The organism is Delftia sp. NA_296.1, from assembly GCF_052692095.1.
Window position 1 is genome coordinate 592,004 of record NZ_JBQZGF010000002.1, and the last position, 26,338, is coordinate 618,341.

General features: G+C 66.3%; 25 protein-coding genes. 13 read left to right on the forward strand and 12 right to left on the reverse strand.

From position 1 onward, the window contains the following. The first annotated feature begins 27 nt into the window (after window positions 1-27). Both ACUTR7_RS07190 and ACUTR7_RS07195 read left to right on the forward strand, forming a co-directional pair. On the forward strand, window positions 28-369 hold the full coding sequence (locus ACUTR7_RS07190; RefSeq protein ID WP_012202847.1) for a protocatechuate 4,5-dioxygenase subunit alpha: 342 nt from the start codon (window positions 28-30) through the stop codon (window positions 367-369). Between the two features lie 47 nt (window positions 370-416). Then, on the forward strand, window positions 417-1,262 hold the full coding sequence (locus ACUTR7_RS07195) for a class III extradiol dioxygenase family protein (RefSeq protein WP_445608457.1): 846 nt from the start codon (window positions 417-419) through the stop codon (window positions 1,260-1,262). A gap of 87 nt (window positions 1,263-1,349) precedes the next feature. Here the strand turns inward: ACUTR7_RS07195 and ACUTR7_RS07200 are convergent, their stop codons facing one another. Continuing rightward, entirely contained in the window at window positions 1,350-1,820 is a 471-nt protein-coding gene (locus ACUTR7_RS07200) for an FKBP-type peptidyl-prolyl cis-trans isomerase (RefSeq protein WP_034399899.1), read from the reverse strand. A 111-nt stretch (window positions 1,821-1,931) separates the two neighbouring features. Further along, complete coding sequence (locus tag ACUTR7_RS07205) at window positions 1,932-2,825, reverse strand: LysR family transcriptional regulator (protein WP_070080722.1); 894 nt, start codon at window positions 2,823-2,825, stop codon at window positions 1,932-1,934. A 100-nt stretch (window positions 2,826-2,925) separates the two neighbouring features. Here ACUTR7_RS07205 and ACUTR7_RS07210 point away from each other — a divergent pair, with 100 nt between their 5' ends. The 3 genes from ACUTR7_RS07210 to ACUTR7_RS07220 are packed head-to-tail and all read left to right on the forward strand — an operon-like array spanning window position 2,926 to window position 5,804. Further along, the gene (locus ACUTR7_RS07210; protein ID WP_445608458.1) at window positions 2,926-3,942 is read left to right on the forward strand and encodes a Bug family tripartite tricarboxylate transporter substrate binding protein; all 1,017 of its coding nucleotides are present in this window, start codon (window positions 2,926-2,928) and stop codon (window positions 3,940-3,942) included. Window positions 3,943-3,958: 16 nt separating this feature from the next. Continuing rightward, window positions 3,959-5,335: a lyase family protein gene (locus tag ACUTR7_RS07215; RefSeq protein ID WP_445608459.1), complete on the forward strand. Its 1,377-nt coding sequence runs from the start codon at window positions 3,959-3,961 to the stop codon at window positions 5,333-5,335. Between the two features lie 16 nt (window positions 5,336-5,351). Then, window positions 5,352-5,804 (forward strand): carboxymuconolactone decarboxylase family protein, encoded by a 453-nt coding sequence (locus ACUTR7_RS07220; RefSeq protein ID WP_197944778.1) that lies wholly within the window; start codon window positions 5,352-5,354, stop codon window positions 5,802-5,804. Window positions 5,805-5,820: 16 nt separating this feature from the next. Here the strand turns inward: ACUTR7_RS07220 and ACUTR7_RS07225 are convergent, their stop codons facing one another. Then, complete coding sequence (locus ACUTR7_RS07225; RefSeq protein WP_445608460.1) at window positions 5,821-6,867, reverse strand: pirin family protein; 1,047 nt, start codon at window positions 6,865-6,867, stop codon at window positions 5,821-5,823. A 132-nt stretch (window positions 6,868-6,999) separates the two neighbouring features. Beyond that, a complete protein-coding gene (locus tag ACUTR7_RS07230; protein WP_043825393.1) occupies window positions 7,000-7,722 on the reverse strand; it encodes a glutathione S-transferase C-terminal domain-containing protein in 723 nt (240 codons plus the stop codon). 142 nt (window positions 7,723-7,864) lie between these two features. On the opposite strand from ACUTR7_RS07230, the gene ACUTR7_RS07235 reads away from it, so the two are divergent. Further along, entirely contained in the window at window positions 7,865-8,851 is a 987-nt protein-coding gene (locus ACUTR7_RS07235) for a Bug family tripartite tricarboxylate transporter substrate binding protein (protein WP_013804548.1), read from the forward strand. Window positions 8,852-8,878: 27 nt separating this feature from the next. Here the strand turns inward: ACUTR7_RS07235 and ACUTR7_RS07240 are convergent, their stop codons facing one another. After that, complete coding sequence (locus tag ACUTR7_RS07240) at window positions 8,879-9,448, reverse strand: DUF1439 domain-containing protein (RefSeq protein ID WP_065346849.1); 570 nt, start codon at window positions 9,446-9,448, stop codon at window positions 8,879-8,881. 273 nt (window positions 9,449-9,721) lie between these two features. Here ACUTR7_RS07240 and ACUTR7_RS07245 point away from each other — a divergent pair, with 273 nt between their 5' ends. The 3 genes from ACUTR7_RS07245 to ACUTR7_RS07255 all read left to right on the forward strand — a co-directional run bounded on the left by ACUTR7_RS07245 (window position 9,722) and on the right by ACUTR7_RS07255 (window position 13,323). After that, window positions 9,722-10,795: a porin gene (locus tag ACUTR7_RS07245; protein WP_013804550.1), complete on the forward strand. Its 1,074-nt coding sequence runs from the start codon at window positions 9,722-9,724 to the stop codon at window positions 10,793-10,795. Window positions 10,796-11,075: 280 nt separating this feature from the next. After that, window positions 11,076-12,476, forward strand: a complete 1,401-nt coding sequence (gene yjjJ, locus ACUTR7_RS07250) for a type II toxin-antitoxin system HipA family toxin YjjJ (RefSeq protein ID WP_445608461.1) — start codon at window positions 11,076-11,078, stop codon at window positions 12,474-12,476. A gap of 199 nt (window positions 12,477-12,675) precedes the next feature. Beyond that, on the forward strand, window positions 12,676-13,323 hold the full coding sequence (locus tag ACUTR7_RS07255; RefSeq protein ID WP_445608462.1) for a DUF924 family protein: 648 nt from the start codon (window positions 12,676-12,678) through the stop codon (window positions 13,321-13,323). An 81-nt stretch (window positions 13,324-13,404) separates the two neighbouring features. Here the strand turns inward: ACUTR7_RS07255 and ACUTR7_RS07260 are convergent, their stop codons facing one another. The 4 genes from ACUTR7_RS07260 to ACUTR7_RS07275 all read right to left on the reverse strand — a co-directional run bounded on the left by ACUTR7_RS07260 (window position 13,405) and on the right by ACUTR7_RS07275 (window position 17,006). Continuing rightward, window positions 13,405-14,553 (reverse strand): acyltransferase family protein, encoded by a 1,149-nt coding sequence (locus ACUTR7_RS07260; RefSeq protein WP_013804553.1) that lies wholly within the window; start codon window positions 14,551-14,553, stop codon window positions 13,405-13,407. A 510-nt stretch (window positions 14,554-15,063) separates the two neighbouring features. Continuing rightward, complete coding sequence (locus ACUTR7_RS07265) at window positions 15,064-15,909, reverse strand: tRNA-uridine aminocarboxypropyltransferase (RefSeq protein WP_445608463.1); 846 nt, start codon at window positions 15,907-15,909, stop codon at window positions 15,064-15,066. Between the two features lie 8 nt (window positions 15,910-15,917). Then, complete coding sequence (locus tag ACUTR7_RS07270; protein ID WP_445608464.1) at window positions 15,918-16,529, reverse strand: class I SAM-dependent DNA methyltransferase; 612 nt, start codon at window positions 16,527-16,529, stop codon at window positions 15,918-15,920. A 90-nt stretch (window positions 16,530-16,619) separates the two neighbouring features. After that, window positions 16,620-17,006, reverse strand: coding sequence for a VOC family protein (locus tag ACUTR7_RS07275; RefSeq protein ID WP_013804558.1), 387 nt, complete (start codon window positions 17,004-17,006; stop codon window positions 16,620-16,622). Between the two features lie 139 nt (window positions 17,007-17,145). Between ACUTR7_RS07275 and sbcD the strand changes: the two genes are divergently transcribed. The 3 genes from sbcD (at window position 17,146) to ACUTR7_RS07290 (ending at window position 22,769) form a co-directional block, all read left to right on the forward strand. Next, on the forward strand, window positions 17,146-18,423 hold the full coding sequence (gene sbcD / locus ACUTR7_RS07280; protein WP_445608465.1) for an exonuclease subunit SbcD: 1,278 nt from the start codon (window positions 17,146-17,148) through the stop codon (window positions 18,421-18,423). Then, window positions 18,420-21,905, forward strand: a complete 3,486-nt coding sequence (locus tag ACUTR7_RS07285; RefSeq protein WP_445608466.1) for an AAA family ATPase — start codon at window positions 18,420-18,422, stop codon at window positions 21,903-21,905. The genes sbcD and ACUTR7_RS07285 overlap by 4 nt, the downstream gene beginning before the upstream one ends. A gap of 255 nt (window positions 21,906-22,160) precedes the next feature. Next, on the forward strand, window positions 22,161-22,769 hold the full coding sequence (locus ACUTR7_RS07290; RefSeq protein ID WP_445608467.1) for a hypothetical protein: 609 nt from the start codon (window positions 22,161-22,163) through the stop codon (window positions 22,767-22,769). A gap of 327 nt (window positions 22,770-23,096) precedes the next feature. Here the strand turns inward: ACUTR7_RS07290 and ACUTR7_RS07295 are convergent, their stop codons facing one another. Then, window positions 23,097-23,405 carry a hypothetical protein gene (locus ACUTR7_RS07295; RefSeq protein WP_445608468.1) on the reverse strand — a complete coding sequence of 103 codons (309 nt, stop codon included), beginning with the start codon at window positions 23,403-23,405 and terminating at the stop codon, window positions 23,097-23,099. Window positions 23,406-24,108: 703 nt separating this feature from the next. Further along, window positions 24,109-24,924, reverse strand: coding sequence for a DUF6216 family protein (locus ACUTR7_RS07300; RefSeq protein WP_445608469.1), 816 nt, complete (start codon window positions 24,922-24,924; stop codon window positions 24,109-24,111). A gap of 466 nt (window positions 24,925-25,390) precedes the next feature. Between ACUTR7_RS07300 and ACUTR7_RS07305 the strand changes: the two genes are divergently transcribed. Next, a complete protein-coding gene (locus ACUTR7_RS07305; RefSeq protein WP_445608470.1) occupies window positions 25,391-25,834 on the forward strand; it encodes a lysozyme inhibitor LprI family protein in 444 nt (147 codons plus the stop codon). Window positions 25,835-25,871: 37 nt separating this feature from the next. On the opposite strand, the gene ACUTR7_RS07310 is transcribed toward ACUTR7_RS07305, so the two are convergent. Continuing rightward, window positions 25,872-26,330, reverse strand: a complete 459-nt coding sequence (locus ACUTR7_RS07310; RefSeq protein ID WP_445608471.1) for an RDD family protein — start codon at window positions 26,328-26,330, stop codon at window positions 25,872-25,874. Between the last annotated feature and the right edge of the window lie 8 nt (window positions 26,331-26,338).

Sequence of the window (26,338 nt, forward strand, 5' to 3'; positions counted from 1 at the left end):
ATCCAACGCAAATACCGGAGACAAAACATGGCCGACCAGCCGCAGATTCCCGGCACCACCCTGTTCGACGGCAGGCAGGCCCGCAAGGGCTATGCGCTCAACAGCATGTGCTTTTCCTTCAACGAGCTGGCCAACCGCCAGGCCTTCCTGGCCGACGAGGAGGCCTATATGCGCAGCTACGGGCTGAACCAGGAGCAGGCCGATGCCGTGCGCGCGCGCAACGTGCTGCAGATGATCGCGGCCGGCGGCAACGCCTACTACCTGGCCAAGCTGGCCGGCATCTTTCACCTGGACATGCAGGACATAGGCGCCCAGCAGACCGGCATGACCAAGGCCGAGTTCCAGGCCCTGCTGCGCTCGCACGCCTGAGCCCCGCCGCAGACCACACGCAAGACACAGCACAGGAGACACCCACCATGACACATCTCATCGGCGGCCTCGGCACCTCGCACATCCCCGCCATCGGCAACGCCATCCACAAGGGCCTGCAGAACGAGCCCTACTGGAAGCCCTTCTTCGACGGCTTCCCGCCCATCCGCGAATGGCTGGCCGCCCAGCGCCCCGACGTGGTGGTGATGTTCTACAACGACCACGGCCTGAACTTCTTCCTAGACAAGATGCCCACCTTCGCCGTGGGCGCGGCCGAGCGCTACTGCAACGCCGACGAAGGCTGGGGCATTCCCACGCTGGCACCGCTGCGCGGCCACACGGAGCTGTCATGGCACCTGATCGAGTCCCTGGTGGGCGAGGATTTCGACGTGGTCAGCTGCCAGGAAATGCTGGTGGACCACGCCTGCACGCTGCCGCTCAAGCTGTTCTGGCCCGAGGGCGACTGCCCTGTGGCCGTCGTGCCGGTGTGCATCAACACCGTGCAGTTCCCGCTGCCCTCGGCGCGCCGCTGCTATGCGCTGGGCCAGGCCGTGGGCCGGGCGATTGCGCGCTGGAACAGCGACCAGCGCGTGGCCGTCATCGCCTCAGGAGGCCTGTCGCACCAGCTCGATGGCGAGCGCGCGGGCTTCATCAACAAGGCCTTCGACCTGCAGTTCCTTGAAAGCATGGCCACCAATCCCGAATGGGCCACGCAGTTCAGCGTGCATGAACTGGTGGAAAAGACCGGCACCCAGGGCGTGGAACTGCTGATGTGGCTGGCCATGCGCGGCGCCCTGTCCGCGGCTGCGCCCGGCGTGCGCCGCGTGCACGGCAACTACCACATACCGATCTCCAACACCGCCACGGCCGTGCTGGCGCTGGAGGCGGTCTAGTCGGAAAACACAAAGGCCGCCGGGCATGCCAGGCGGCCTTTGTGCTTTGCGGGGCCGTGCGGACCGGGTGTATCCCGGCCCTGCCTCTCAATGGTGGTGGCCGTGGCCGCCGTGCACGTGGCGGTGCTCGATTTCCTCGGGCTTGGCCGCGCGCACTTCAGTCACCTTGCAGGCAAAGTGCAGCGCCATGCCGGCCAGCGGATGGTTGCCGTCCAGCAGCACCACGGGGCCCTTGATCTTGACCACGTGGTAGATCTGGGGCTGGCCCTGGTCATCGGTGCCGCGCAGCTGGCCGCCGACCTTCACGCCGGGCGGGAACTCGCCCTTGGGGATGGTGCGCGTCAGGCTCTCGTCGCGCGCGCCGAAGGCGTCTTCCACGGCCAGGTCCACGGTCAGCGTGTCGCCCACGGCCTTGCCGTCCAGGGCGGCTTCCACCTTGGCGAAGATGTTGTCGTAGCCGCCGTGCAGATAGGCCACGTCGCCCTTGTCGAGCAGCTTGCCCAGCTTGTCGGTGATCTTGTAGTTGATGGTGACGGCGGTGTCTTTGGTGATGTTCATGGCAAAGGTCTTGGAAAACCGCAGCGCAGAAGGCGCGCCGCGCAAAGCTGCCATTGTCGGCGACCTGGGGCATTCCAGCGTCGCGGCCGTGGGTTCACCGGCCGCCCAACCTCAAGCCAGGCACTCGCGCGCGCATTCGAGCAGGCTGCGCGCCCAGCGCGCGCGGGCCGAGGTGTTGAGCCACAGCAGGCCGACCTTGCGCGCATCGGCAGGCCGGGGGCCCTCGCCGCCGGCCTGATCGGGCAGCGCCAGCACGCGCACGTCGCGGCCCTGGGAGAGCACGGGGCCTATGTCGGGCACCAGGCCCACGCCCAGGCCCTGGTCCACCATCATGGCCACGGCCAGCACCGAGTTCAGTTCCATGCGCTCCAGCGGCGCAATGCCCTGGGCGCGCAGGTAGCGGTCGGCCAGCCGGCCACCGGCCAGGGATCGGTCGTAGCGCACCAGGGGCCGGGTGCGCAGCAGGGCCAGCGGGTCCTGCTGCGCATCGCGGGCGCGGCACAGCACGACCAAAGGCTCCTGGCGCAGCTCGGCCCAGCACACGGTCTTGGGCAGGTCGAACGAGGGTTGCAGGCAGATCAGCACGTCCAGCTCGGACTGAACCAGGGCCGTGTACAGCTCGGGCGTGAGGCCGGCGCGCACGCTGATGCGCACCTCGGCGTGGCGCGCCACGAAGGCCCGCATCACGGCGGGCACAAAGCCGTGCAGCGCCGTGTTCACGGTGCCCAGCCGCAGCTCGCCGCCGTCCGCGTCCGAGGCCACCCATTCGCGCAGGCCCTCGAAGTCCTGCAGCAGCTGGCGGCCGCGCTCGAACAGCCGCTCGCCCGCTTCGGTGGCGCGCACGCTGCGGCCATGGCGCACCAGCAGCGGCGCACCCAGCTCGCCTTCCAGCACGCGCATCTGCTGGGCAATGGCCGAGGGGCTCAGGTCCAGCTGGCGAGCGGCCTCGGACATGGAGCCGGTGTCCACCACTCTCAAGAAATTGTGTATGTATCTCACGTCCATTTCACACATTTTCTTGAATCACAACGCAGATGCAACTGCTGTTTTCCCCGGCTGCGCTGCACCACACTGCGTGACAACGACTATTTCAGGAGACAGACGCATGGATTCCCGGCCCAACTCTCAAACCGCTCAAGCCTCTCAGACCTCTTTGCCGCGCCGGATGTGGCTGTCCACCGCCGCCGCCGCGCTGGCCGCCTGTGCGCTGCCGGCCTGGGCCCAAAAGCGCGGCAGCCGCCTGGTGGTACCGTTTGCGCCGGGCGGCGGCAACGATGTGTTCGCGCGGCAGATGGCGCATGGCCTCAACGAGTCCTTCGGCTACGGGATGATCGTGGAGAACAAGGCCGGCGCGGGCGGCAACCTGGGTACGGAAGCCGTGGTGCGTGCGGCCGGCGACGGCAGCACCTGGCTGCTGGGCCACACGGGCACGGTGTCCATCAATCCCTCGCTGTATCCGGGCCTCAAGTTCAATGCGGCCACCGATCTGCAGCCGGTGGCCATGTTCGCCTCGTCGGCCCTGCTGCTGGTCGTGCCGGCTTCCTCGCCCGCGCGCAGCGTGGCCGATCTGGCCGAGCAGATGCGCAAGCGCAGCGGCGAGATGAACTACGCCTCCAGCGGCTCGGGCACGGGCGGCCACCTGACGGGCGAGATGTTCGCCCACGCGCTGGGCGCCAAGGCCATCCACGTGCCGTACAAGGGCACGGCCCCGTCGCTGACCGACCTGGTGGGCGGCAATGTGGACTTCAGCTTTGGCGTGATTCCCGCGGCCATGGCCCTGGTGAAGGCCGGCAAGCTGCGCGCCCTGGCCGTGACCGGCGCCAAACGCCAGCCCCAGCTGCCCGACGTGCCCACGGTGGCCGAGTCCGGCGTGCGTGCGCTGGCCGACTTCGAGAGCTCGCTGACCTACGGCATCCTCGCGCCCAAGGGCACGCCTGCCGAGACGGTGCGCGCGCTGGGGCGCGACATCCTCAAGGTGGCGTCTGCCGAGTCCTTCCAGTCGCGCCTGGGCATCGAGGGCGCCGTGCCGCTGCTGGGCGATGGCGCGCAGTACGCGGCCCGCATCCAGGTGGAGAGCGCCAAGTGGGCGGCCGTGATCAAGGCCTCGGGCGCCACGGCCTGAGACCGGCAAGGACAGCATGTCATTGGTGAAGGACTATCTGGGCCCCGCCGACAGCGGCCACTGGTTTGCAGACGCGCGCTGGCTGGACGCGCTGCTGCGCTTCGAGAGCGCGCTGGCCCAGGCCCAGGCCGACTGCGGCCTGGTGCCGCGCCCGGCCGCCGAGGCCATTGCGCGCGCCTGCGCGCAGGCGCCGCTCACGTGCGAAGGCGTGGTGGAGCAGGCACGCGCCAGCGGCGCGCTGGGCCTGGCTGTGGTGCGGCCGCTGCAGCAGTGGCTGCAGGCCCACGCCCCCGAAGGCCTGCCCTGGCTGCACTGGGGCGCGACCACGCAGGACGCCGTGGACACGGCGCAGGCCCTGCTCACGCAGCAGGCCCTGCAGGCGCTGCTGGCCGAGCTGGGCGCGCTGCAGTCCGCACTGCAGGCCCTGGCCCGCACGCACGCGGCCACGCCCATGCTGGCGCGCAGCCTGCTGCAGCCCGCGCAGATCACCAGCTTCGGATTCAAGTGCGCGCAGTCGGCTGCCGCCGTGGGGCGCAGCATCGAACAGCTCGAAAGGCTTGCCACCGCTGCGCTGTGCGTGCAATTGGGCGGCGCCGTGGGCAATGGCGCCGTGCTGGGAAGCCACCGTGCCGAGGTGGAGCAGGCACTGGCCCGGCGCCTGGGCCTGTCGGCCTGCGGCCGCAGCTGGCATACCCAGCGCGACGACTGGATGCGCCTGGCCATGGAGGCCGCCGTATGCGGCGGCAGCCTGGCCAAGCTGGCCAAGGACTGGTCGCTGATGTCGCAGTACGAGGTGGGCGAGGTCAGCGAGGCGCCGCGCGGCAGCACCTCCAGCGCCATGCCGCACAAGCGCAATCCCGTGCACCTGATGCAGGCGGTGGCACAGGCCCAGGCCGTGCCCCAGCTTGCGGCCCTGCTGCTGGGCTGCATGGCCCAGGCCCATGAGCGCGCGCTGGGCGAGTGGCAGGCCGAGGTCGCGCACTGGCCCGACCTGTGGCGCCATGTGCATGGCGCCGCCGCCGCATTGCGCCAGGCCGCGCAGTCGCTGCAGGTGCATCCGCAGCGCATGCTGGGCCATGTGCGGGGCCTGCACGGACTGGTGTTTTCAGAGGCCTGCGTGCACGCCATGGCGCCCTGGACGGGCAAGCCCGAGGCCCTGGCCGCCGTGGAGCTGCTGGCCCCGCAGGCGCTGGAGCAGGGGCGCGAGCTGCGCCTGCTGCTGGCCGAATGGGCTGCGCCCCGGCTGAACGCAGCGGCCCTGCAGGCGCTGCAAGATGCGCTGGCCCGGGCCTGCGACCCGGCCCGCGCCGTGCAGGCATCGCATGATGCATGCCTGGCGCTGCTGGCAGCGCCGCAGACCCACGCCCACGCCAATGCCCATTCCCATGCTTGACACAGGACCCCCCGCCATGACCGAATCTTCCGCCGACGCCCTGCAGCGCGGCCTTGCCAACCGCCGCCGCGTGCTGGGCGATGAATGGGTGGACCAATCCGTGGCGCGCGCCAACGAACTGAATGTGGAGTTCCAGCGCATGATCACGGCCTATGCCTGGGACGGCATCTGGAGCCGCCCCGGCCTGGAGCGCCGCACGCGCCGCATCATGGTGCTGGCCATCACGGCCTCCATGGGCCGCTGGGAAGAGTTCGAGCTGCACATCCGCACGGGCCTGCTGGCCGACCCGGCCGATGCCGAGGCCGCGCCGCTGGACCTGGACACCATCCGCGAAGTGCTGCTGCAGACCGCTGTCTATGCCGGCGTGCCCGCAGGCAACACCGGCATGGCCATCACGCTGAAGATCCTCAAGGAGCTGGGGCGCACGCCCGCGCCGGCCAGCTTTCATCCACCCGCAGACGCGACCTGACGCGGCCTGACCGGACTCAGGCGGCCGGCGGCTGCTCCTCGGCCGCAGCGCCCGGGTAGCGCGCAAAGCGCCGGTTCTCTGCGCCATGCACCGGGTCCTGCTCGGCCCAGGGCCATCCGCCGAACTGGGTGCGCCGGTAGTCCTGCATGGCCTGCATGATTTCCTGCTGCGTGTTCATCACGAAGGGGCCGTACTGCGCCACGCTCTCGCCAATGGGGCGGCCCTGCAGCACCAGGCATTCCACGGCGTCGGCGCCGCTGTTGTGCAGTTCCCAGTCCTGCGTGGCATCCACATGCAGGGCCGCATGCTGTGCCAGCGCCGTGGGCCCGACCTGCAGTGCCTGGCCTGCAAAGAAATACAGCATGCGCTGCGTGTCCGCGCCGGCTGCGCGCGGCAGCGTCCAGCGCGCGCCAGGCTCCAGGCGCAGCGTCCAGATGGCCACGTCGCCCTCGAGTTGCGAGGCCCAGGATTCGGGCGGCGGAGGCAGGGCGGCCGCCGTGCCGGGCAGGCTGCCTGCCACCACGGTGACCACGGTCCTGCGGCCTGCGGCGTCTGCGTGCTCCAGGCGCGGGATGCGCTCGTTCCAGAACATGGTGAAGTGCGGCTCCACCATCTTGGAGCGCGCAGGCAGGTTCAGCCAGATCTGGAACAGCTCCAGCGGATTGGGCGCGTCGCTGTCGAGCAGAGGAAACATCTCCGAATGCTGGATTCCCTTGCCGGCCGTCAGCCACTGCACGTCGCCGCCGCCAAAGCGCGCGGCCGCGCCCAGCGAATCGGAATGGTCGATCAGGCCCTTGCGCACCAGGGTCACGGTCTCGAAGCCGCGGTGCGGGTGGCCGGGAAAGCCCGGCACGCCGTCGCCGTGGTACATGGAAAAGCCGTCCTTGCGGCTGAAGTCGCTGCCCATCTGGCGGCCTTCCAGGTCCACGGCCTGCACGCCCAGGCGGCCATCGCTGGGCGGATAGGCATCGTCATGGTGGGCACAGAACAGGAAGGGGTCCATGGTGGGCCACAGCGGGCCCAGCGGCTGGCTCTGGAGGACGGGGGTGGTGGCTGCGGTCATCGTGGCTCCTGTGAGGCTGCGCCCGCAAGAAAAAAGGGGGCGCTGCATTCTCGGACAGATGCGGCCCCCGCGCCGGTTTTGAAAGCCACCATGGCTGGGACAGTGCGGCCCAGGAATGCAACGCCCGCCGGGTCAGTTGCGCGGCGGCGTCACCAGGCCCTTTTGCACGGCCGGGCGCGCCACGAAGGCGGCCAGCACGCGCTGCAGCTCGGGAAAGCGCTCCCAGCCCAGCAGTTCGGCCGCGTTGTAGCCCTGCTCCACCACCATGTTGCGCACCCAGGGCCACAGGGCGATGTCGGCAATGGTGAACTGCTCGCCCATCACCCAGGCGCGCCCTGTGAGGCGGCGCTCCAGCACACCCAGCAGGCGCACGGACTCGTTCACGTAGCGGTCGCGCGGGCGCTTGTCCTCGAAGTCCTTGCCCGCGAATTTGTGGAAGAACCCCAGCTGGCCGAACATGGGGCCGACGCCACCCATCTGGAACATCAGCCACTGCAGCGTTTCATAGCGCGCTGCCGGGTCAGCGGGCAGCAGCGGGCTGCCGGACTTCTCGGCCAGGTAGACCAGGATGGCGCCCGATTCGAACAGCGCCAGCGGCTTTCCGCCCGGACCCTGCGGGTCCAGGATGGCCGGGATCTTGTTGTTGGGGAAGGTGTCCACGAACTCGGGCGAGAGCTGGTCATTGCTCTCGAAGCCCACGCGGTGCGCCTCATACGGCAGGCCCATCTCCTCCAGAGCGATCGACACCTTGACGCCGTTGGGCGTGGGCAGGGAATACAGCTGGATGCGGTCCGGCTGCGTGGCCGGCCACTTGCGCGTGACGGAAAAGGCGGAAAGCGGATTCTGTGAAGTCATGGGGCACCTTGAAGGCTGGACGGGTTCGCCAAGAAATCGATGGCCGCTGCATCGTAACGTTCGGCGCCCAGCCATGCTTGGCACGCTAAATAATGGCGGACCCGGCCCTGCCGCCGGGTCATAACAATCAACGGAGACATGCATGACAAGACATTCCACCCGCCGCCACGCACTGGCCCTGCTCGGCACCACCGCCGCCGCCTGGGCGGCCCTGCCCCTGGTCGCCACAGCGGCCGGCTACCCCGAGCGCCCCGTGACCGTGGTCGTGCCCTACTCGCCCGGCGGCGGCGTGGACATCATCACGCGCCTGGTCACGCCGCCCATGGCCGAGCTGCTGGGCCAGTCCCTGGTGGTGGACAACAAGCCAGGCGGCGGCACCAACATCGGCATGGGCGCGGTGGCACGCGGCGCGGCCGACGGCTACCTGCTGCTGACGGCATCCAACACGCTGACCACCAACAAGGCGCTGTACGCCAAGCTCAATTTCGATCCGCTCAAGGACCTCATCCCGGTGGGCCGCATCGGCGAGGCGCCGCTGGTCGTGGTGGTCAACGCCAAGTCGCCCCACAAGAACCTGGCCGAGCTGATCGCCGCCGGCAAGGCCAAGGCCGGCGCGCTGTCCTATGGCACGGCTGGCGTGGGCAGCTCGGGCCACATGGCCAGCGCCCTGCTGGAGCGCGCAGGCGGCTTCCAGGCCGTGCACATCCCCTACAAGGGCGGCTCGGCCGCCGTGACCGACCTGCTGGGCGGGCGGCTGGACTTCATGGCCATCAACCCGCTGGAGGTGGCAGGCCATGTGGGCAGCGGTGCGCTGCGCGCCCTGGCGGTGCTCAACCACAATGGTTCGCGCCTGTTGCCGGGCGTGCCCACGGCACGCTCGCTGGGAGTGAATGTGCAGGCCACCGTGTGGTGGGGCCTGGTGGCGCCGGCCGGCACGCCGCCGGCCGTGGTGCAGGCGCTGAACCAGGCTTTGAACAAAAGCCTGGCCCAGCCCGCCGTGCTGCAGAAGCTGGCCGACATCGGCGCATCGCCCATGGGCGGCACGCCGGCCGAGTTTGGCGCCTTCATTCAGGCCGAGAGTGCCGAGCTGGGCGAGGTGATTCGCGCGGCCAATATCCGCGCGGACTGAGGCGCGGGCGAAGGTGCGCCGCTGCGCTCAGCGCGGCGCGACGGGCTTCTGGACCAGGGCCACGCTCAGGCCGTCCGGCGTCACCGTGATGGCGCCGGGCTCCATGTTCAGCGAGTCCATCAGGGCCAGTTCCTTGTCCTGCAGCTGGTAGAGCACGAGCTGGCCCAGCGCCTGCTCGGCCAGCGCGCTGGCGTAGGTGGTGAGCATGTCGCTCATGGCGGGCGCCAGGTCGTTGATGACCAGGCTGTTGACCTTGATCTGGTGGGCGCGCAGCGTGCGGTCCGTGGGCTCGTAGCGCAGCGCGAAGTCCAGGTTCAGATGGCCGCCATAGCCCTGCTTGAGCACGGGCCCCGACAGATCGGCCTGCAGCACCGCATTGAGCGCGTTGCGCTCGGGCAGCAATCCCAGCACCGGCGAATGCAGCTTGAGCTGCAGCATGCCGGCCACGGGGAACTGCCGGGGAAAGCGCTGGGCCACCACCTCCTGCAGCCTTTGCCGCGAAACCGAGACATTCCCAGGTCCGGACTTTCCCGAACATCCGGTCGCGGCCAGGCTCCAGCCCGCTGCCACGACCATCAACAAAAAGCGGCGATTCATCACGACAGCACAAGCCTCAGAAAGCCCGACACGAAACCCTGAAGCGCCATGCATGCCATACGCATGGCGCTATGTTTTTTGAGAGCGACATTGTCCCGCCAGGGGCTATTCCCTGTCCCGGCAGTGGGTGTTGCCCGGCACCTGCGCGCAGCCACTTCGAGAACGAAACGACATAGCAGCTAGTGCCCGCCGGACATAGGCAGTACCGGCTCCCATACGGAAACTCGGCCGCTCGCAAAGTTCCCGCCTTCCAGAAGAAATCAAGGAGACACCATGAAGAAGAACATCGCCCTCGCCCTGCTGGCCACAGGCTGCGCGGCCGGCCCCGCCCTGGCGCAGTCCACCAGCAGCGTGAGCCTGTACGGCATCATCGACGTGTCGGTGCGCGCGCAAAGCGGCCTGTCGGGCGCCAATGCGCCGGCTGCGGGCAGCATGGGCTCGGTCAACAGCGGCGTGGGTCCCACCAGTCGCTGGGGCATACGCGGCAGCGAGGACCTGGGCGGCGGCCTGCGCGCCATCTTCAACCTCGAATCCACGCTGGGCGCCGACGTGGGCGGCATCGGCGGCGTGGCCGGCACCTTCGACCGGGCGGCCATCGTGGGCCTGGCCGGCCACTGGGGCGCGGTCACGGCTGGCCGGCAGAACACGCTGATCTCCGACTCCGTGGGCCTGGTCGATCCCATTGCCCTGCGCTTTGCGGGCCTGAACCCCAACATCCAGGTCACCAGCCTCACGGGCCACGGCCTCAACAACGAATGGGGCGCCACCAACACCAAGGTGGGCTCCAACCGCGTCAACAACTCCATCAAGTACTCGGGCAGCTTTGGCGGCCTCACGGCGCGCGCCATGTACAGCTTCGGGGAGACCGGCGTGTCGGCCTCGCGCCTGGACACGCGCGGCCTGGGCCTGGACTGGCGCCAGGACGACCTGGTGCTGACCAGCGCCTACACCCAGTTCCACGACGCCAGCGGCCGCACGCTGGACGCCGCCAACATCGGTGGCGCCTGGAGCCGTGGCGACCTGCGCCTGATGCTCAACTACGGCCGCAACAAGGCCGAGACCAGCGACACCGCGAAAACCACGAACAAGATCCTGGCCCTGGGCGCACGCTATGCCGTCACGCCCGTCATCGGCCTGAACGGCGGCTACTACAAGGTGGACCGCGAGCGCACGGGCCAGGGCGACGACGGCTTCCAGCGCCTGATCGGCTTCGTGGACTACCAGCTGTCCAAGCGCACCAGCCTGTTCCTGGAGCTGGACACGACCAAGTGGAAGAACGGTTACCAGGGCGCAGGCAACAAGACACGCGCCAGCGGCATCAGCCTGGGTATCACGCACAATTTCTGACCCCCTGAGCGGCTGGCGCCGCTTCCCCCAGGGGACGACGCCCTCGGCTAGGCGCCCCCGCCGCGAGGCGGCTCTTGCTCGGCGTCTCTGAGTTGGAGCACGCCAGTTTCACAGGCTGTGATCGTGATTCGCAGACCTGCAAGCCGCCGCGAAATCCAGCTTTGCCGCGCCCTTGGGCGCGGTTTTTTTATCTATTCATATATCCATTCATGGATTTGCATAAATCCTTGATTTTCAATAAATTAACCCCTTGTTTCATCCATTCATGAATTGATTCCCCATGGCCACTGAAGACCTCTCCCTGCAGGTGCTGGCAGCACTGCGCCGCCAGGGCGGTGCGCTCGCGGCGCGCGAGTTGCAGCAGATGCTGGGCGTGAGCCAGCCCACGGTGTCGCGCGCGCTGGCACCGCTGATCCAGTCGGGCCAGGTGCGCAAGGTGGGGGCGGCGCGCACGCAGCGCTATGTGCTGCCGCGCCAGGTGGCGGGCGTGGGTGCCGAGGTGGCCATCATGCGCGTGGACACCGAAGGCCATGCATCGCCCTTCGGCCGCATGATCGCCCTGCACGGCGGCGGCTTCTGGGTGGATGAGGCCGACGGCCTCAGCGAGCAGCACGACGGCCTGCCCTGGTTCCTGGACGACATGCGGCCCCAGGGCTTCATCGGCCGCAGCTTTGCGCACAGCCACCCCGAACTGCAGCTGGGCGGCGACCCGCGCCAGTGGGGCGAGGACGATGTGCTGCGCGCCCTGGCCCGCTTTGGCGAAGACCTGCCGGGCAACCTCATCGTGGGCGAAGCCGCCTTCGAGCGCTTCCACTCCCTGCCCGCGCGCATGCTGCGCGCCGCCTCTGCGGCCGACTATCCGCGCCTGGCCATGCAGGCCATGCAGGGCACGCATCCGGGCTCGTCGGCGGGCGGCGAGCAGCCCAAGTTCTGCTGCATCACGGACGGGCGCAGCGTCATCGTCAAGTTCTCCCCGGCAGGCAACGCGCCGGCCGAGCAGCGCATCCGCGACCTGCTGGTCTGCGAGCACCTGGCGCTGCAGACCCTGGCCGAAGACGGCCTGCCCGCGGCGCGCACGCGGCTGTTCCTCGATGGCGGCCGCGCCTTCCTCGAATCGGAGCGGTTCGACCGCAGCCAGCCGGCGCCGGGCGATATGCCAAGCGTTGTGCCAGGCGATGTACCGAGCGATGTGCCAGTCTCACAGGCCCACCCGGGCAGCAACCCTGGACGCATCGGCATGGTGTCCCTGCAGGTGCTCAATGCCCAGTACGTGGGCGAGGTGGACAACTGGGCAGCCACGGCCAACCGCCTGGCCGCACGCGGCCTCATCACCGAGGCCGACGCGCGCAGCCTGCGCCTGCTCGAAGCCTACGGCCAGCTCATCGCCAACACCGACCGGCACTACGGCAACATCTCCTTCGTGCTGCCGCAGCCCCATGGCGACTGGGCGCTGTCGCCCACCTACGACATGCTGCCCATGCTCTACATGCCCATCAACGGCGAGATCGTGGAGCGCGACTTCGGCGCCCAGCCCCAGCGCCCCACGGCCGCCACGCTGGCCGAATGGCCGCATGCCCAGGCGCTGGCACGCCGCTTCTGGCAGACCGTGGCGCAGGATGCGCGCATCTCCGGGGAATTTCGCAGCATCGCTGCGCGCAATCTTGAATTCATGAGTGCCTGATTGACAGGCATCAGCAATGAAATACGAACAAATATCTGTTGATAACTCAGGTAATTTCTATTGAAAAACCTGTGCACATCCTCTTGAAAAACATTTGCACAAGCTGTGCTTCATCTGCGCAAAACCGCCATCCACAAGGGCAGTACGCCACCGCCTGCACAATCGAAGGCTTCCTCATCCGACAAGAGCCTGGCCACCGATGACAAGCATTGCCCCTTCTCACGCCGCAGACCCGCGCATCGCAGACGTGCTCAGCTACTGGCTGGGCTCCGCGCATCCTGACAACGCGGGCGCCCTGGCCTGCAAGAACCTGTGGTTCATCAAGTCCGATGCCACTGACGACCAGATCCGCGAGCGCTTCGGCGCCCTGGTCGAAGATGCACTGGCCGGCCAACTGGACGGCTGGGCCGGCACGGCGCTGGGGCGGCTGGCGCTGATCGTGTTGCTGGACCAGTTCACGCGCAACCTGTTCCGGGGCACGGCACGCAGCTTTGCAGGCGACCCGCAGGCGCTGCAACTGGCGCTGGACGGCATCGCCCTGGGCCATGACCGCCATGCCGACCTGCCTGCCGTGGCGCGCATCTTCTGCTACCTGCCGCTGGAGCATGCCGAGGACATGGCCCTGCAGGACCGCAGCGTGGCTGCCTTCCAGGCCCTGGCCGACCAGGCCGTTGACGCTGGCGGCGAGGGCGTGCGCGAGTTCCTCGCCGGCACGCTGGACTACGCCCACCGGCACCGCGACGTCATCGTGCGCTACGGCCGCTTTCCGCACCGCAATGCCATCCTGGGCCGCACCAGCACGGCCGAGGAACTGCAGTACCTGTCCCAGCCCGGCTCAGGGTTCTGAGAGCGCAGCGGATCTCCTTCACCCACAAAAAAAGGGAACGTGCCAACGTTCCCTTTTTTGCTTTCGGCGCGCTGCCGGCATTCAGGCCGGCTGCGCCTGCGGCTGGCGCTCGCCGCCCTTGCGCTCGCCATCGCGCATGCGCAGCGCCCAGCGCTCGATCGTGTAGAACGACAGCGCCGACAGCGCCACCGAGATCGCCAGGCCCAGCGCCACCACCACGGGCCACGAGAAGTCGGCGCGCAGATAGCGCACCACCGGGTAGTGCCAGAGGTAGACGCCATAGGACAGGCGGCCCAGCTTCACCAGCGTGGGCGACGACAGCATGTCGAAGACCAGGCCGGAGCCCTGGCTTGCCGCCACCAGCAGCACCACGGCGGCGCATTCCACCACGGTGATGCCCCAGACCATGGCGTCCTGGTTGTCCCATTGCAGCGCCATCAACAGCGGCACGGCCAGCGGCACCCACATGGCGTGGTGCATGCGCGCCTTCAGTGCAGCGATGAAGTCGGGCCGCTCGATCATCACCGCCGCCAGCAGCGCACCGGCGAACAGGCCCGAGGCACGGGTGTCGAAGCGAAAGAAGATCTCATAGAAGTGCTGGCCCTGGTCCACCCAGTACACGCGCCACAGCCAGCTCAGCGCCCACAGCAGGGCAATCGGGCGCCACAGACGGCCCGGCTTGGAAAAGCGCAGCAGCAGCACCAGCAGCGGCGGCCAGATCAGGTAGAAATGCTCCTCCACCGACAGCGACCACATGTGCAGCAGCGTGTCCGGGCTGTCGAAGAAGGCGATGCCGTAGTCGGCCAGATAGAGGATGGAGACCAGCGCATCGGTGTAGATGTCGTTCAGGTCCGGCCACAGCAAGGGCGCGAAGATGCAGTACGCGCCCAGGAACAGGGCCAGCGCCGGCATCAGGCGATAGAAGCGGCGGCGGTAAAAGCGCCAGAAGCCGATGCGGCCTTCGGATTCGTTCTCCATCAGCAGCAGCGAGGTGATCAGATAGCCGCTGAGCACGAAGAACAGGTCCACCCCGAAGAATGCGCCATCGAACAAAGGCGCATGGGAGTGCGACAAGATCACCAACAGGATCGCCACGCCCCGCAGCCCGTCAAGGGCGGGGTTGTAGTGCAGTTTGAAATCCTTGACCACCAAAACCGGACACCTTTCCAACGCCGGGGCATACGCCCCGGGCCATGAACAAACCCCATGAAAAATGGAGCACGCGGACATGGCGCAGCCGGCCCCGGGAGGGTCGCAACGCATGGTCCAGCGCGATAAGAGAGACGGCACGCCCCAAGGTTCCCGGCAGATGCTGTGACCAGCAATCCGCGAGCCGCGGCTGCGGCGCACCTGGAGGATGCGGGCCGCCTCTACGGGCGGCCCTGCGTGCACGAACATGCCCTGCAGTGCAGGGCAATGGCTGATGAATTTCAGCGAAATCCGATTTTAGCCATCACCGCCTGCGGGCCAGGTTCGATGGACATTCGGCCTGGAGTCCTGGGTCACCCCGCTCTGCCGCCTGTCCACCTCTCATCGCACGCCGCGAGTATGGGCAGCGCACCGCGGCCGGAACGTAACAGGAAGTTGCCGCCGACGCTGCTGCGCCCGGCCTCACGCCGCCCTGCGCCGCCCTGTTGAGCCACTGGCGAACACAGGGCAAGGGGAGTTGGATGCGCCGTCAACAATTTGGAACAAAACGCCAGCAATCCCAATGAACACCAGCATCTTCCGCTATCGTTTTTAACAAGCAGGCGGACAAACGGAAGAGATCGCGTCCTGCAGACCACGGCGCGCGTCACTGTCTGTCTGCACCGGCTGCTGGTTCTTGGCCCGCAGATAGTGCTCGGTGAACAGCGCCAGGTAGCTCTCCAGCGCGCGGCCTGCGCGCCGGTCGCCTCCGTCGCCCGTCAGCTCCAGGCACAGGGCCGCCACCTCGCTGGTGCAGAAATGGTCTTCGCGCTGCGAGCGGCGCAGGCGGTACTGCGACACCTGGTCCGGGTGCAGGCTCAGCACCGGAAAGCGGTCCAGGTAAGGGCTCTTGCGGAACATCTTGCGCGCCTCGGGCCAGGTCGCGTCCAGCAGGATGAACAGCGGGCGCCTGCCTTGGTTCGGTTCGACCCCGGCTCGGGGCGCCGGCAGCGCATGCACCACGCGCTGCGGCGGCTCCACGAACTCGCCGGGAAACACCACATAGGGCTGCCACTGCGGATCATCGAGCAAGGCCAGCAGGCCCACATCGGCCTCGGTGCGCGCCCAGCCGAAGGCTTGCGTCTGCTCCACCACATCGGCGATCAGCCAGCCCGTATTGCTGGGCTTGAGCGGCTCGGCATCGTGCATCAGCAGGCAAAAGCCTGCCCGCGTCGGCAGCATGGGACGCAGCGCGCAAAGGCAGTGCGAAGGCCGCAGCCGGCATCCCTCGCAACGCTCACCGCGCGGCCCGCCGCGCGACAGAAACGGCCGCGTGCTGCGCGCCAGCCGCTGCGTGCGCAGCCGCGAGACCGCATGCGGCGCCACGCCGGAGTCCACGCCGCGCAGATAGGACAGAGGCACGCAGGCATCCTGCGCCGAAGCAGGCACAGCTGACATTTCCAGGCTCATCCCACGCTTTCCAGCTCGAACAGCGGCAGCTCGGCGCGGCGGCTCAGCCACACGCCGCCTCCCAGTTCCTTGAAATGCTCGGCCAGCCCGCGCCGGTACAGATCGGCCCGGTGGCGGAACAGGCGCGGATCGGTCAGATCCTCATCGATCACGCCGCGTTCGTAATCCTCGCGCGCCACCGCCTCCACATACAGACCGCCTCGGCTCAACCGCCCCAGATTGGCCAGCGCGCGCTTGAGATCCGACGGGCTCAGATAGGGCAGCACGCCCTGGCAGATCACCAGATCGAAGGGCTCTGCAGGATCATGCGCCGCATAGTCCACCACCGAGCCACGCTCCCAACCGAAGCGCCCGCACAGGTACTCGCTGAACTCCACGCCGTGGTAGCTGGCACCGGGGAAGTGGCGCTGCACCGCCTCGCGCCAAAGACCGATGCCGCAGCCTACATCCAGCACGCGGCGCATGGGCACGCGCACATAACTCAGATAGGAACAGACGAAAGCGCCCAGACGGTTCACATGCTCGGTATCGACCACGCTGGTCTTCTTGTCGAAGTAGTAGCGCTGGTAGTACGCCTCGTCGAACCACTGGTCACTTGCTGATTGCACGCATTCTCCTTGGGGGTGAGCGCCCGGCGGGCGCGTTCGGGCGGGAGTATGGCGCAGAGGGGTTTGTATATGCCGGGATGCGGTATTCGCTCAGGCCTTCGGCGGCCGATGCAACAGGCACAGCTTGTTGCCATCCAGATCCCGCACATAGGCCAGGTACAGCCGGCCACCGGGCGAAGCCTCGCGCCAGCCGGGCGGATCCTCGCAGGTCACGCCGCCGGCTGCCACGGCGGCAGCATGGGCCGCGTCGGCCTGCTCGGGCGACTGCGTCGCAAAGCCGATGGTCGCGCCATTGCCGTGGCAGGCAGACTCGCCGTTGATCGGTGTGGAAATGGCAAACGTGCCGCCCGCGCTGCGGTAGAAATAGCGGTTCTTGTTGGCCATGCCCGGCGCAACGCCGAGCGCGCCCAGGAATGCGTCGTAGAACTGCTTGGATTTTTCGAGGTCGTTGACCCCGACCATGACGTGGCTGAACATGCCTGTGTCTCCTTGGTTGATGCGAACCGGGATGTTAGCTGCGGCACGCCGTCCTGCTGTCACCCATGCGCGCCAGCGACCATACTGTCGCCCCCGCCACAGCCGGCGGACATTGCACCGATACCGCGATACCGAAACCATGCGCCTTCTTCACACTTCCGACTGGCACCTGGGCCAGCACTTCATGGGCAAGAGCCGCCAGGCCGAGCACGCTGCGCTCATCGACTGGCTGCTGGAGCAGGTCGATGCCCAGGCGGTGGATGCCGTGCTCATCGCGGGCGATATCTTCGACACCGGCGCGCCGCCCAGCTATGCGCGCGAGCTGTACAGCCAGCTGGTGGTGCGCCTGCATGCGGCGGGCGTGGCCCTGTTGCTGCTGGGCGGCAACCACGACTCCGTGGCCACGCTGGCGGAGAACCGCGAGCTGCTGGCCTGCCTGGACACCACCGTGGTTGCCGCCGTGGGCGAGACGGCCAGCCACGTGGTCGAGCTGCCGCTGCGGCGCCGGCCGGGGCAGCCGGCCGCGCCCGGCTGCATCGTCTGCGCCCTGCCCTTCATGCGCCCGCGCGACCTGGTGCTGAGCCAGCCCGGCCAAAGCGCCGAGCAAAAGCAGCAGGCGCTGCAGGCCGCCATCGAGTCGTGCTACCGCAGCGTGCACGACGCCGCCATGGCACGCCGTGACGCGCTGGCCGCCGCATCCGGCCAGCGCCTGCCCATCATCGCCACGGGCCATCTCACCACCGTGGGCGCCAGCAGCAGCGAGTCCGTGCGCGAGATCTACGTGGGATCGCTGGACGCCTTCCCCACCTCGGCCTTTCCGCCCGCCGACTACGTGGCCCTGGGCCACATCCACCAGCCGCAGAAAGTGGGCGGCCTGGAGCACATCCGCTACAGCGGCTCGCCCATTGCGCTGAGTTTTGACGAGGCCCGCCAGTCCAAGCAGATGCTGCTGGTGGACCTGGGCCCCGAAGGGCTGCAGGCCGTCACGCCGCTACCCGTGCCCTGCTTTCAGCCCATGGCCTCGGTGGCAGGCAGCCTGACCGCCTTGCCGGATCTGATGCGCGCCACCGCCCAGGCCGGCAGCCCTGCACGGCCCGTGTGGTTGGAGGTGGTGGTGGAGCAGGACGACTACCTGCCCCAGCTCACCGACCGCGTGCAGGCCCTGGCCGACGAGCTGCCGGTGGAGCTGCTGCGCGTGCGGCGCCAGCGCGGCCGGGCGGTGGCCGGCATGGCCGCCGCCGCTGGCGAGTCGCTGCACGAGATCAGCCCCGCCGACGTCTTCGAGCGCCGACTGGCGCTGGAAACACTGGAGCCCGGCCTGGCCCAGGCCCTTACCCGGCGCTACCAGGAAGTGATGGCCGGGCTTGATGCGCCCCAGCCAGGCGCCGGCGAACACGGCGAGGAGGCCCGCGCATGAAGATCCTTACGCTGCGGCTCAAGAACCTCAACTCGCTCAAGGGCGAATGGCGCATCGACTTCACGCAGGCACCGTTCGCGGGCAACGGCCTGTTCGCCATCACCGGGGCCACGGGCGCGGGCAAGTCCACCCTGCTCGATGCCATCTGCCTGGCGCTGTACCACCAGACACCCAGGCTGAACAACATCTCGGCATCGGCCAACGACCTCATGACGCGCCACACGGCCGACTGTCTGGCCGAGGTCGAATTCGAGGTCAAGGGGCAGGTCTACCGCGCCTTCTGGAGCCAGCGCCGCGCACGCGACAGGCTCGATGGCGCGCTGCAGGCGCCCAAGGTGGAACTGGCCCGGGGCGACGGCAGCATCCTCAGCAGCCAGACGCGCGACAAGCTGGAGCAGACCGCTGCCATCACGGGGCTGGACTTCGAGCGCTTCACCAAGTCCATGCTGCTGGCCCAAGGCGGCTTTGCGGCGTTCCTTGAAGCCAATGCCAACGTCCGCGCCGGCCTGCTGGAAGAGCTGACAGGCACCGAGATCTACGGCCTCATCTCGCAGAAAGTCTTCGAACGCGCCCGCGATGCGCGCCAGCGCCTGGACCAGCTCAAGGCCCAGGCCGATGGCGTGGAGTTGCTGACGCCCGAGGCACGCGATGCCCTGCAGGCCCAGGCCGACAGCCTGGTAACGGAGCAGGCCACGCTGCAGGCCGACTACCTGCGCACCCAGGCCCAGCACCAATGGCAGCAGCAACTGGCCCAGGCCACCCAGACACTGCAGGCCGCCGGCACCGGCTGCGCAGACGCCGCCCGGGCACTGGAGCAGGCCACGCCCGAACTGGAAAGCCTGGCCCATGACGAGCCCGCGCAGGCGCTGCAGCCGCTGCACCAGGCCTGGCAGCGCAGCACCGCCGCCTGCGATGACAGCCGCCAGCAACTGCAGCAACTGCGCGAGCACGAACAGCAGACCCAGGCCCGGCTGCTGCTGCAGCACCGCCATGCCCAGGCCCTGTCCGCCCGCCTGGCCCAGGCTGCGCAAGACACCCTGGCCCGCCAGCAGGCCGAGCACCAAACGCTGGAACAGTTCTGCACCCACCATGCCGCACATGCCCTGCTGGGCGAGCGCCTGGGCAGCTGGCGCCAGCAGTTCAAGCTGCGCGCCAGCCAGCAACAGCAAGCGGCCAACCAGCAGCAGGCCCTGCGCAAGCTGGATGCTGAACAGGCCCGCATGGCGCAAAGCGCCGAAGCCGGCACGGCCCAGGTCCAGGCCGCCACCGACGCCCAGGCCCGCGCCAGCGCCACACTCCAGCACGCGCAGGACGAACAGGCGCAGCGCCTTCAAGGCAGCGGCGGCATGGCCGAGCTGCGCGCGCGCGAGCAGGCAGAGCAGGACCGCCTGCACCTGTGGCGCCAGGCAGAAACCCAGGCCGCGCAGCGCCGCGAACTTGCGCGCCAGCAAGCTGCGCTGGAGCAGGAATTGCGCGATGGAGAGGCACAGGCGCGGGCGCAGGACACATCGCTGCAAGCCCTGCGGCAGCAGTACAAGAGCGTCAAGGAACAGGTCGCGGACAAGCAGACCCTGCTCCTGCAGGAGCAGCGCATCCAAAGCCTGTCCGAGCACCGCCACGCCCTGCAGCCCGGCCAGCCCTGCCCGCTGTGCGGCGCGCACGAGCACCCGGCCGTGGCCGCCTACGAAGCGCTGGACGCCTCAGCCACCGAAGCCGCGCTGCGCCGCAAGCAGGATGAACTCGACGCCCTGCAAACCCAGGGCGAAACCGCCCGCGCCACGCTGGCCGCCACCACGGCCGCGCAGGCTGCGCGCCAGCGCCAGGCCGACGAACTGGAACAGGACATCGCACGCTGGCACGACACATGGCAGGGCCTCACGCAACCCCTGCAACTCGCGCCAGACAGTTGGCAACAGGCCGACACCCTCGCCGCATCGGCCCAGGCCTGCGCCCGCCAGCTGGACACGCTCAAGCGCGCCGTGCAGGCCGCCGAGCAGGGCGAGCAGGCCGTGCAACAGGCCAAGGACGCCGCCCAGCACAGCCGCCAGTCACTGCAGACCGCGCAAGGCCAGCTTGCGCTGCAGCAGCAGGCCCTGGCCGACCACAGCGCACGCCGCGACGAACTGCAGCAATCCGTCGCCGGCCTGCAGGCCGAAGCCCAGGCGCTGAACGCGCAGTTGCAGGCTTCACTCGGCGAGGCCGGCCACACCCTGCCCGACGACGCCCAGCCCTGGCTTGAAGCGCGCGAAGCCGAATGGCAGCACTGGCAACAGGCGCGGCACGACCTGCAGCAACTGGCCCAATCCATGGCCTTGCAGCGCAAGGAATGCAAGGCGGCCGAGGCCGATGCGCAGCGCTGGAAAAAACAGTCGGAAACACAGTGGGAGGCACAGTGGGAGGGGCAGAGAACGGCGCAGCCCCATCCCGCCGATACGGCTGTGGCAGAGCCGCCTTCACTGCCCTTGCCGCCCGTGGAACAGCTGCCGCAGGCCCTGGCCGAATGCGCCAGCGACATCGCCGCTCTCACGCGGCGGCAGGATGCCCTGCAAGGCCAGCAGCAACAGGCCCAGGCTACGCTGGCCCGCCAGCGTGAGGAAGCGGCCCAGGCCGAATCCGCATGGCAGGCCGCCCTGGCCGCCAGCCCCTTTGCTGACGAGCCCGCCTTCCTGCAGGCCCTGCTGCCCGCACCCGAACGCCAGCGCCTGGCCGCGCTGCGCCAGCAACTGCAGGCGGCACAACAGCGCGCGGCCACCCTGCTGGAAGCCGCACAGCGCGAGCACGCGCAACTGCAAGCCCAGGCCCTCACCGACCTGACACCCGAAGCCATCCAGGCGCTGCTGCAAACACTGCAGGAGCGCCATACGGCACTCAGCGAACAGCTGGGCGGCGCCCGCGCCCAGCTGGCCGACGACCAGCGCCGCCGCCAGGGCCAGCAGGCCCTGTTCGAGCACATCGCCGCCCAGGCCAGCGACAGCGACCTGTGGCAGCACCTGGACGGCCTCATCGGCTCGGCCAAGGGGGACAAATACCGGCGCTTTGCCCAGGGCCTCACCCTGGACCACCTGCTGCACCTGGCCAACCTCCACCTGGCGCGCCTGCACGGCCGCTACCTGCTGCGCCGCAAGCCCGAAGGCGAGCTGGAACTGGACATCGTCGACAGCTGGCAGGGCGACACCCCGCGCGACACGCGCACGCTATCGGGCGGCGAAGCCTTCCTCGTCAGCCTGGCCCTGGCTCTGGCGCTGTCCGACCTGGTCAGCCACAAGACCTCCATCGACTCCCTGTTCCTCGACGAAGGCTTCGGCACGCTCGATGCCGACACGCTGGAGATCGCGCTCGACGCACTCGACCGGCTCAACGACAGCGGCAAGATGATCGGCATCATCAGCCACGTGGAGGCGCTCAAGGAGCGCATCGCCGTGCAGGTGCGTGTGGAGAAAGGCGGTGGCGTGGGGCATTCGAGGCTGGTGGTTTCTTCGTGATCCGAATCGTTTCAAAATCTCTTAGGCTGTTGTTTTGAAAAGAATTTCGGTACGTTTCTGGTTTTTTGAGAAACGTACCGAAAAAGGCTCTTTCGATTTCTGCAGGTAAGTTGTTGCGTGCTACCGCTTCGCCCGACTCTGCTTGCGGGGCTGTGAGTCACTACAGAACTGTCACCAAACTGCCGCCCAACGCCTGCACCATCCTGCGGGCACGGCCTGCCTGGCCGCCGTTCACTCCTTTTCAAGGACCGTTCCATGCATGTGCGCTTTCCCAATCCCTTCGGCCTGGCACTGCCCGACGCCCAGGCGGTGCGCGACTACCAGGCCGCGCAAGGCTTCTCCGACGCCTACGCGCAGTTCCTGATCACGCAGAACGGCCTGGACTTGGACCGGCTCGAAGCGGCGCCCGACCGCGAGGACTACCTGCAGGCCGACGACGAGACCGGCGACAACCACGCCTGGCTGCGCACCTTGCACCACTTCCGCGCAGGCTCGGAGCACTGCGACGTGGAGGACCACCAGCGCGAGAACCTGTTTGCCGCGCACTTCATGGTCATTGGCCATGACCCCGGCGGCAACCCCTTCGTGGAAGTGCTGCACGGCGCCTTCAAGGGCCGCATCGGCAGCCTGGACCATGAGCTGTTTGCAGGCTGCGAGGACCTGGAGCAGTTCCTCGAAGAGATGGAACTGAGTGGCTTTGCCGCCGCCAGCGTGGACGAGCAGACTGACATGCTTTGCGACGAAGACCAGGGCCTGATCTGGTTCCACGCCCGCAGCCTGGACAGCTTCTTGCAGCAATGCGTGTTCTGCGACGAGGACGGCTCGGGCTTCGTGGTGGACGAGCCGGGGTTGGAAGAGGATTGAAGGGTCGGCAGAGCCTGCCCGCGGCGACCGGGGACCTGCCGAACTGCACGCTCAGCACTCTGCAGCAAGAACCAAGCTGAAGCTGAAGCTGGAGCCACAGGAACGTGCCAAGCGCAGCAAAGGTCCGAGCCCACTCCCGTATGTCAGTGCCTGCGACGTGGCGGTTGCGGAGTTGCCCGCAGCGCAGCGGAGGGTCGCGGGCATTCGGGTCGCCTTCTTTGTTCTGACCTTTCTTGGCGAACGGCGGGTGTCAAGACAATCGGCTGCCGGGCCGAGACTCGGCATCGCAAAACAACCGCCCGGCAGGGGCTCAAAGCAGTCCCCGTATCAGCCCTTCAGTGCCGCAGAACAAGCCGCCAATCGGCGCAACCGGTCGGGATCGTCATACCCGCAACAAGCCCCGCCCGTCTCGTCATCCACAAAGTCCTCCAACCTCTGTACCGCATCACGGATGGCCAGCAAGGCACTGGCCACCACCTCCAGATCGCGGCAGCCCGCCGGCGTCTCCAGCCAGACCAGCGCCATCTGCGCCAGCGAAGACACCTCATTGCAGCCCTGCCGGGTCAGCCGGCCGACCTCGACCAGAGCTTGGCGCAGCGGCTCGGTATCGGAGTGCGGATTGGAAATGGCGTTCATTGTTCGGCCCTCTGCCGGGCACGCACGCCAGCCTCGGACCAACGAACAAAAAAGATGGGACGCAATGCCAATGTGGCTGCAGCCACAGACAAGCTTGGGGCGCCGGGCATCCGGGCGCAAGCCAAAGGGTGAGAAACGTCGTACATGGCTCCGTGCTCCTTGCTGAGATCGAAACCACCAACCCGCGTTCTTACGCGCAGACAGGTGGACGGGATGTTAAGAACACGAAGCAAGCCGTGCGGACGCCCTTGCGGGTAGCCCCATCCCGCCCGTAACCGCGTGGACGAGCGGGCGCGATGCCCACTCTTCCGAGTGATCAGACGTGACAAGGCCTCGCTCACGGGGAGGCAGCGCCGCTTACTTGATGGTGTTCTTACGCACCAGCCCCGGTACAGGGGGCCAGGGTGAATGATAGCTGTGGATGCCCTCTCACCGCCGAATGCCTGCAGTTAGACATAAAGGGAGTAGACAGCGCTCTCAACACTGCTCTACAGCAGCTGACCTCAAACTTCGAAAAAACGGGCTATTAGCGAGGCGTACTAACTAAACATATCAACTGCGCTCGCACATAAAAGCCAGATAAATCCAATAGGCAATTTTCCTCAAATATCGTCGCCAATTTTTAAATTGAAATACTCATCAATAGCAAAAATAATCAAGAATTCAATCAAGAAATAGTATTTCAAGACTTCATAGAAATTTTCTACAAAACCTCATTTTTTGAATTAGTTTCATGATACTGATTTATCATTTTCTCGAATTCAATCGCCTTCGTAACAGCGAATGATTTTCTAGCAAAAAATATCATCATTATTAAGAAAAACACCAACCACGCTCCTGCAAGCCAGCTCTGCTCCTTCACTACCTTGGAGTGAAATTCATTATTATCAGATTTTATATTGCCACATATCGCATTAACCTCAATTGCAGTTGCTCCAGTATTTTTCTCCACCTTTACTTCATCATCACAGTCAACTCTTCCAACACTCTTTCCATCAATGATTGCTCTATTCTTATAGAGATAGACAACCTTTTTCGAGTCATTGAACTTCAAATAGGCAACTTTACCGTAATCAAAATCAACCACGGTTTTTAAGATTATTGGGGCTGTTGTCAATAAATAAGAAATAATCGTAAACAAGAAGAAAAATATCTGAAGCCTTCTGAAGTTAACCTTTCTCAAGGCTAATTTTGAAGTATCAAAATATATCGCAAAAGGAATCAGATCCCTGAACCCCATTTTATATTTCTTCAAATATATATCAACGTCCTTTATATTCTCTATTGTACTAATATTCAGTCTAGTTCTAAATCTGAAAGCCTCAATCTCCCGAAGATCATTCCATATAGTCTCAATATCCTTGCTCTTAAAAACTCCGCCACCACCAATAATCAGCCATATCTTATCGAAAACAAAGAACCATGACTCAGCTCTATATGCCACATAAATAAGCAGTGCTGCATATAGAAGAACAATTAACACAGTTCCCCACAAACCAAATTCTTCTGCAATCTTCAACACAGAATTAATCGCTATTGATTCCATAAATCCTCACTGTAATTGTCAAAACACCAAAACCCGTCTCAAATCCCAAAAACTCGCACCATCCCGCAGATCCATTCACAAAATAGGAAAAATCCAATCTATTTAAAAAGATAGTCAAAAATTATTTGCAAGATTAAATTTTTATTTCAAGCACTTACTTAATAAAGTAAAACGAACATCATACAACCACATTCCTCTTTTATCTAAAAAACATACAACCCCATTGTTCATCCGAACTAAGGCCTGGCAATCCACAAACCCTCAGCCTGAATGCCTTCGACAGTGATGCGGGCATGGGCGCTTGAAAGCGGCAGTGCGATTGCGGCACTTTTACCGGAATCTGCGGAACATACGTGCCAGAATTCCCGGTGCCCGTTCCTCAATGGCCAGAACATCGGATTCGGGCCCATCGCAGACTCCTTGAATTCAGGACCACCACATGCGTTCAATCAAGCTGATGACCCTGGCACTGGCCGTCTGCCTGCCCGCATGGGCCCTGGCGACCGAGATCACGCCCACGCCCGGCGAGCGCGCGCTGCGCGAGGAATGCAGCGTGCACTCCCAGGCCGGAATGCGCGAGTGCCTGGCGCACAGGCTGGCTGACAGCCACAAGGCCTTGAAGCAGGCCGAGGAACAGGCAGCCAGCGCACTGGGGCAATGGGATGAGGATGCCAAATATGCCGCACAGGCCAAGGCCAGGCTGTCCGCCTCCGGCAAGGAATTCACGCAGTACCGCGATGCCCAATGCAGCTGGCTTGCTTCTCTGGCTGGCGGCGCAGCCGGCAACGCGACGGAGATCAGGCGCCTGTACTGTGCTGCAGCACTGAACTTCGGGCGGGCCGCGCAGCTGCGCGATGCCACATCCGAGCTGCCGTTGAAATAGCACGGAGCGCCCGCTGCGGGCGCGCCTGAGGAGCGTGTCAGCGGAACTTCACCGGCTGCACCCCCAGGTGCTTGGGCCTGACCACCACGGTGCCCGCAATCTTGTCGTGCCAGCCCTGCTTGCGCGGGTCAAAGGCCACCCAGATCAGCCCCAGGCACAGCGGGATGATGGACACGAAGTAGGCCAGGTAGCGAATGATGGCCTGCCGTGTGCTCATGTCCGCGCCGGTCTGCGCGTCCACGATCCTGGCGGCGATGAGCATCTTGCCCGGCGTGGCCTGTTTCTTGATCCAGAAGATGACGACGGCAATGGCAGGCAGCACCCAGGTGATGGCGAAATCGGCCGGGCCGTGCAGCAGTTTTTCGGACTCCAGGTATTCCCAGCCATAGATGGAGATCAGGGCCGGAAGCATGAGCACGAGCAGGATCAGGGTGTCGATCAGCGCGGCGCCGGTGCGGGCCCAAAAGCCCACGTATTCGAGATCGTCATCCTGCATGGTGCGCC

Coding starts and splice junctions, on each gene's coding strand:
- ACUTR7_RS07190 (WP_012202847.1), top strand. CDS start 28: ATGGCCGACCAGCCGCAGATTCCCGGCACCACCCTGTTCGACGGCAGG.
- ACUTR7_RS07195 (WP_445608457.1), top strand. CDS start 417: ATGACACATCTCATCGGCGGCCTCGGCACCTCGCACATCCCCGCCATC.
- ACUTR7_RS07200 (WP_034399899.1), bottom strand. CDS start 1,820: ATGAACATCACCAAAGACACCGCCGTCACCATCAACTACAAGATCACC.
- ACUTR7_RS07205 (WP_070080722.1), bottom strand. CDS start 2,825: ATGGACGTGAGATACATACACAATTTCTTGAGAGTGGTGGACACCGGC.
- ACUTR7_RS07210 (WP_445608458.1), top strand. CDS start 2,926: ATGGATTCCCGGCCCAACTCTCAAACCGCTCAAGCCTCTCAGACCTCT.
- ACUTR7_RS07215 (WP_445608459.1), top strand. CDS start 3,959: ATGTCATTGGTGAAGGACTATCTGGGCCCCGCCGACAGCGGCCACTGG.
- ACUTR7_RS07220 (WP_197944778.1), top strand. CDS start 5,352: ATGACCGAATCTTCCGCCGACGCCCTGCAGCGCGGCCTTGCCAACCGC.
- ACUTR7_RS07225 (WP_445608460.1), bottom strand. CDS start 6,867: ATGACCGCAGCCACCACCCCCGTCCTCCAGAGCCAGCCGCTGGGCCCG.
- ACUTR7_RS07230 (WP_043825393.1), bottom strand. CDS start 7,722: ATGACTTCACAGAATCCGCTTTCCGCCTTTTCCGTCACGCGCAAGTGG.
- ACUTR7_RS07235 (WP_013804548.1), top strand. CDS start 7,865: ATGACAAGACATTCCACCCGCCGCCACGCACTGGCCCTGCTCGGCACC.
- ACUTR7_RS07240 (WP_065346849.1), bottom strand. CDS start 9,448: ATGAATCGCCGCTTTTTGTTGATGGTCGTGGCAGCGGGCTGGAGCCTG.
- ACUTR7_RS07245 (WP_013804550.1), top strand. CDS start 9,722: ATGAAGAAGAACATCGCCCTCGCCCTGCTGGCCACAGGCTGCGCGGCC.
- yjjJ (WP_445608461.1), top strand. CDS start 11,076: ATGGCCACTGAAGACCTCTCCCTGCAGGTGCTGGCAGCACTGCGCCGC.
- ACUTR7_RS07255 (WP_445608462.1), top strand. CDS start 12,676: ATGACAAGCATTGCCCCTTCTCACGCCGCAGACCCGCGCATCGCAGAC.
- ACUTR7_RS07260 (WP_013804553.1), bottom strand. CDS start 14,553: ATGTCCGCGTGCTCCATTTTTCATGGGGTTTGTTCATGGCCCGGGGCG.
- ACUTR7_RS07265 (WP_445608463.1), bottom strand. CDS start 15,909: ATGTCAGCTGTGCCTGCTTCGGCGCAGGATGCCTGCGTGCCTCTGTCC.
- ACUTR7_RS07275 (WP_013804558.1), bottom strand. CDS start 17,006: ATGTTCAGCCACGTCATGGTCGGGGTCAACGACCTCGAAAAATCCAAG.
- sbcD (WP_445608465.1), top strand. CDS start 17,146: ATGCGCCTTCTTCACACTTCCGACTGGCACCTGGGCCAGCACTTCATG.
- ACUTR7_RS07285 (WP_445608466.1), top strand. CDS start 18,420: ATGAAGATCCTTACGCTGCGGCTCAAGAACCTCAACTCGCTCAAGGGC.
- ACUTR7_RS07290 (WP_445608467.1), top strand. CDS start 22,161: ATGCATGTGCGCTTTCCCAATCCCTTCGGCCTGGCACTGCCCGACGCC.
- ACUTR7_RS07295 (WP_445608468.1), bottom strand. CDS start 23,405: ATGAACGCCATTTCCAATCCGCACTCCGATACCGAGCCGCTGCGCCAA.
- ACUTR7_RS07305 (WP_445608470.1), top strand. CDS start 25,391: ATGCGTTCAATCAAGCTGATGACCCTGGCACTGGCCGTCTGCCTGCCC.
- ACUTR7_RS07310 (WP_445608471.1), bottom strand. CDS start 26,330: ATGCAGGATGACGATCTCGAATACGTGGGCTTTTGGGCCCGCACCGGC.